Source organism: Streptomyces sp. CA189 (assembly GCF_056428985.1).
Window position 1 is genome coordinate 1 of sequence record NZ_JBWJVM010000160.1, and the last position, 3,374, is coordinate 3,374.

Below are 3,374 nucleotides of genomic sequence, written 5' to 3' on the forward strand. Positions count from 1 at the left end.
CGGTGATCATGAAGCGTAGAGAACTCCATGATCGGGCGAACCGTGCCTGCCCTACTACTGCCGCCCAGTCGGGCACCTACTGGCGGACGTTCTAAGTGGTCGGCTCCGGAAGTCCTTCGGGGGTTGACGCGAGGTCAGGCCGTGTGCGGGGTGCGGATCGCAGGTTCGGTCCGGCCAGGTAGAGGTCGCAGGTGCATTCCGGGGCACCCGCCGAGAGGGCCGGCGAAGCCGCGGAGACCGACACTCCGCTGTCGCACTGGAGTTGCCCGAAACCGGCTGCGGAAACTCACTGCGCGCTGCATCTCTTCCCCCGGTCTCCGCCTCCGGCGTGCGCCAGCCGCCCACGACACATCAAGCCCTGCGCCGGGTCCGGGGCGCGGAGCCCGGCCTTCCGGGACCGGCTACCGTGGCGCGGCACCGAGCCATTCCGCCACACACCACACCGCCGTCACCCCTCCGCGGGCGGGACGCCAACCAGTTTCACCAGGAACCGGTCCACCTGTTCCTCCAGCGGGGGCCAGGGCAGCTCGGGCTGGTTGACGCGCAGCGAGACCGCACCGTGGACCGCCGTGCGCAGATCCAGGGAGACGATCTCCGCGTCGCCGCGCGTCGCCAGCCCGGCGTCCATGCAGCGGCGGATCGCCGCGGTCGTGCGCTTGGCCATCTCCTCCTTGAAGGACATGTCCGTGCGCCGGTTGAGCGTGCTCTCGTGCAGCACCTTGTACAGCCCCGGGTGCTCGCGGGACCACGCGCCGAGCAGGGCTGTTCGGGCGCGCAGCGCGGCCACCGGGTCGGCGGTGCCCGACTCCGCGTCGTCCACCGCGCGCAACAGGCCCGCATGGCAGTGCTCCAGCGCGGCCAGCACCAGCGCGTCGCGGTCGGCGAAGTGGATGTAGACGGAGGTCGCGGCGATGCCCACCTCGCGGGCGACCGCGCGAAGCGACAGCGCCTGGTCGTCGGCGAGTTCGTCCAGCAGCCGCAGCGCCGCATCGACGATCTCGGCGCGCAGCCGCTCGCCCTGGCCACGCGGGTTGCGGCCGCGCGGCGCAGTGCGGGCGGTCGTTCGGGCCGGAGTGGTCGCATCCATGATCAGCCATTGTATTGGACCGCCTGTAGGGCTACATTCGTAGCCCTACAGCTGTTCACTTAAGGGGAGTCACCATGACGCTGCCGACCCAGACCACGGTCAAGGAACTCGACCCGGTGTTCGCGGAGATGGCCACCGCAAGCTTCCAACTCGCCGAGTCAGGAACGGAGCTGACGCCGCGCGAGCTCGCTCTGCTCAGCCTCGTTGCCGACGTCTGCGAACAGGCCCTTGGGCTGCCGTTCGAACTGCACGTGCGGGCCGCCCTGGACAACGGCCTCGACGCCGATGACCTACGCGAACTGCTCCGTTTCATCTCCTACGACAGCGGCTACCCGGCGGCGCTGGCCGCCTTGGAGCGGCTGGCTGAGGTCGAGCGCAAACACGGCCTGCCAGGGCCGACAGGTCAGGGCCACCAAGTGAACGCGGGCGGCACGGGCAGCCCCATCCCCACGGCGATGCGCGCCGAGGTGCGGGCCCTCGACCCGGGCTTCGCCGACTACATGGACCTGCAGTCGCGGATGCGCGCCGGCATGTCCCGGATCAGCGTCCGCGAGCGGGCGTTCGCCACCATGACAGTGGACGTCCTCTACCAAACGCTCCAGGAGAGCTTCCGCGCCCACGTCGGCCGCGCGCTGGGTGCGGGAGCCACGCCCGACGAGGTTCGCGCCGCCGTCCGCGCCACCGCGACGTTCGGGATGACCCGGACCTGGCGCGCCCTGAACGTCCTCGACACGTTGCTGGCCGACCACGAGGAACTGAAGGGAAAGCAGTCCGCCGGGGACGCCTGACCGCCTGTCGCCTGCACCGCGCACGCGACTCGGGCCGCAGGTCCGGCCCGGCGCGGTGCAGGCCGCAGGCACAGTCCAGGGCATCGTTAGGCCAGCCGGCGACGCCACCGCGGCGCGGCAGACTGCACAACCGTCAGTGATCCACTTCGCGAGATCGGCCGTTCTACCTGCCATGCGCATACCCTGCGCCCGCCCCTGCTCCTGACCGCCGCCGAGCGTGAGCGGCTGAAGAAGATGGCCTACGGTCACAAGACCGAGTACCGGCTACGGGTCCGCGCGCAGGTCGTCCTGCACGCGGCGCGGGGGCGCTCCAACGCGCGCATCGCCCGCGAGACGGGTCTGCACCTGGACACGGTTCGCGCTTGGCGGGGCCGGTTCGCCGACGGCGGGCTGCCGACCCTGGCCGACCGCAAGCGTTCAGGGCGCCCCACCCGTTTCACGCCCGTGCAGGTCGCCGAGGCCAAGGCGCTGGCCTGCCAGTTACCCACCGAGACCGGCGTACCGCTGTCCCGCTGGTCGTGCCCGGAGTTGGCTGCCGAGCTGACCGCGCGCGGGATCACCGATACCGTCTCCGCGTCCACGGTGCGCCGCTGGCTGCGCGAGGACGCGCTCAAGCCCTGGCAGTACCGGTCCTGGATCTTCATCCGCGATCCCGACTTCCGCGCCAAGGCCCAGCGTGTCCTGGACCTCTACGCCCGCACGTTCAAGGGTGTCCCGCTGGGCGAGGACGAGTACGTCCTGTCCAGCGACGAGAAGACCTCCGTCCAGGCCCGCTGCCGCTGCCATCCGACCCTGGCCCCGGGCCGGGCCCGGGCGATGCGCGTCAACCACGAGTACGGCCGCGGCGGCGCGCTGACCTACCTGGCCGCCTACGACGTCCACCGCGCGAAGGTCTTCGGCCGCTGCGAACCGAAGACCGGCATCGTGCCCTTCATGGCACTGGTCGCCCAAGTCATGGTCGCCGAGCCCTACGCCAGCGCGAAACGCGTCTTCTGGATCGTCGACAACGGTTCCTCCCACCGGGGGAAGAAGGCCATAGACCGTCTGACCACGGCGTTTCCGAACGCGGTCATAGTCCACACCCCCGTGCACGCCTCCTGGACGAACCAAATCGAGATCTTCTTCTCGATCGTCCAGCGCAAGGTCGTCCGACCCAACGACTTCACCGACCTGACCCAGGTCCGGGACCGGCTCCGAGCATTCGAAGACCGCTACAACGCCACGGCACAGCCGTTCCATTGGAAGTTCACCACCTCCGACCTGGACGATCTACTGGCCCGGCTCGACCGACACACACCCGCCGACCGACAAGAAGAATCCTCCGTCGCCCTGGCAGCCTGATCAACCCCCGAAGGACTTCCGGAGCCGACCACTAAGAACGTCCGCCAGTAGGTGCCCGACTGGGCGGCAGTAGTAGGGCAGGCACGGTTCGCCCGATCATGGAGTTCTCTACGCTTCATGATCACCGGGGGATCCGTGCCTGCCGTCCCATCATGCAT

3 protein-coding genes are annotated in these 3,374 nt (G+C 69.7%); 2 read left to right on the forward strand and 1 reads right to left on the reverse strand.

Annotated elements, in window-relative coordinates; genetic code table 11:
* Nucleotides 1-448: 448 nt before the first annotated feature.
* The gene (locus AC061S_RS44210) at nucleotides 449-1,087 is read right to left on the reverse strand and encodes a TetR/AcrR family transcriptional regulator (RefSeq protein ID WP_478691538.1); all 639 of its coding nucleotides are present in this window, start codon (nucleotides 1,085-1,087) and stop codon (nucleotides 449-451) included.
* Nucleotides 1,088-1,161: 74 nt separating this feature from the next.
* On the opposite strand from AC061S_RS44210, the gene AC061S_RS44215 reads away from it, so the two are divergent.
* Nucleotides 1,162-1,875 (forward strand): carboxymuconolactone decarboxylase family protein, encoded by a 714-nt coding sequence (locus tag AC061S_RS44215; RefSeq protein WP_478691539.1) that lies wholly within the window; start codon nucleotides 1,162-1,164, stop codon nucleotides 1,873-1,875.
* Between the two features lie 234 nt (nucleotides 1,876-2,109).
* Complete coding sequence (locus AC061S_RS44220; protein ID WP_478691540.1) at nucleotides 2,110-3,216, forward strand: IS630 family transposase; 1,107 nt, start codon at nucleotides 2,110-2,112, stop codon at nucleotides 3,214-3,216.
* Nucleotides 3,217-3,374 lie beyond the last annotated feature (158 nt).